The organism is Meiothermus luteus (assembly GCF_003574085.1).
Classification (GTDB): Bacteria; Deinococcota; Deinococci; order Deinococcales; family Thermaceae; genus Meiothermus; species Meiothermus luteus.
In genome coordinates this window covers 1-1467 of the sequence record NZ_QWKZ01000200.1, presented here as the reverse complement: position 1 = coordinate 1467, position 1467 = coordinate 1, and the positions used below count along the sequence as shown (strand labels likewise).

The 1467-nt window shown below is 70.3% G+C and carries 2 protein-coding genes; both read right to left on the bottom strand.

Going from position 1 to position 1467, the window contains the following annotated elements; genetic code table 11:
* Nucleotides 1-5: 5 nt before the first annotated feature.
* Nucleotides 6-692, bottom strand: a complete 687-nt coding sequence (locus Mlute_RS15240; protein ID WP_245959008.1) for a lysophospholipid acyltransferase family protein — start codon at nt 690-692, stop codon at nt 6-8.
* A partial coding sequence (locus Mlute_RS15235; RefSeq protein WP_119361342.1) for a carotenoid biosynthesis protein occupies nt 679-1467 on the bottom strand: 789 nt, incomplete at its 5' end. The genes Mlute_RS15235 and Mlute_RS15240, both read right to left, overlap by 14 nt.

Sequence of the window (1467 nt, the reverse complement as noted above, 5' to 3'; positions counted from 1 at the left end):
CATCCCTACCCACCCCCACCGACCAGCCTTCCCAGCCAGGCCCCCCAGCGGGCCATCCGCTCGTGGGTGCTCCTTCGGCCGGGGAGGGCCAGGGAGAAGCCTGGCAAAGGCGCCTCAGCAGGAGAGGTCCGCACCAGCTCGTCCAGGAAGCCCAGCGCTTCCCCCAGGGCCCTACCCAGAAGACCCGGCTCGGGCTCCACGGGCTCCCCGAAAACCAAGTAGGCCTCGGGAAACTCGTGCCCCCTCAGCACCACCCTGGAAGCCACCGGCACCAATCCCACCCCGGCCCTCCGGGCGAGCCAGACCGCTCCCGGGCGCAAGGCCCCTAAGGGCCCCGGGGGGCGAAGCTCGCCCTCGGGAAAGACCAAAAGCGCCTCCCCCCGCCCAAGGGCCCGCAGCGCCTCGCGGGGGCGGGCTGCCGAGACTGTCTCAAGATACCCGAAGAAGGGGAACTCCCTAATCCGAGGCTCCCCCACCATGACCCGGAAGGGCCGACCAGAGCGGCTGAGCAAGACCGGCAGCAGGTAGCTGTCCCACCAGGAGTGGTGGTTGCTGGCCAGCACGCAGGCCCCCTCGGGCAGCGCGCCCCGGGTCCAGACCCCCCTCAACCCCCGCCGCAGGCTTCGCCCGAACAGGAGGTGAAAGCCGTAGCGAAGCAGCCGGTGCACCGGCCGTAGCTCACTCCCCACCACACCGCCTCCTTTCCCAAGCCAGAAGATTCATCGCCAGGCCACAGGCCAAGGCTGCGGGCCAGAACCCCAGCAGGGCCAGCCCCGCAGGGAGAAAGAGGGCCTCCAGGCGGTAGGCCCAGCCAAACCCCCCCACCGCCGAAAGGCCGGGAGCCAACCGCCTGTAGGTCCAGGAGAGGGCCCAGCCCACCACAAACCAGGCCAGGTAGTTGAGCAGGGGCGCCCCGTACCAAAAGGGGCGGGGGTCCTGCCAGGTCCAGTAGCCCTGGGCGGGCATCAGGGCCTCCAGGCCTAGGTCCCAGGCCACCGCCATAAGCCCTACCCGAACCGGCCGACCTCGAGCGAGGGCATGCGCCGAGAGCACCAGGGCAAACCAGCCCAAAGGCACAATCAACGGCACCCCCCAAAGGTGCGGCCCTGGAGCGCCCTCGTAGGTGTAGCGCCCAAAGGGCAGGCCGGTGCGGCTCCCCACAAACTCCACCCAAAGGCCCAGGCCGAAGGCCACCGCCGCCAGCCCGAGGGCCCGCCCTCCCAGGTACCTGAAGGCCCAAAGCAAGGCGGAGAGGGCCAGAAGAACCATCTGGGCCAGGGCCAAAAGGGGAAACTCCTGGGGAAAAAGCGGCACCGGAATCCGCACCAGCACGGCCAGGGCCAAAAAGACCATCCACGGCTCAGTTCCTCTGCCCAGCCGCTCCAGCCGGGCCCAGGCCCCCGGATGGCCCAGCAACCAGCCGAGCTGGGCGGCCCAGAGGCCGGCCAGCGCTCCCCCTACCCAGGC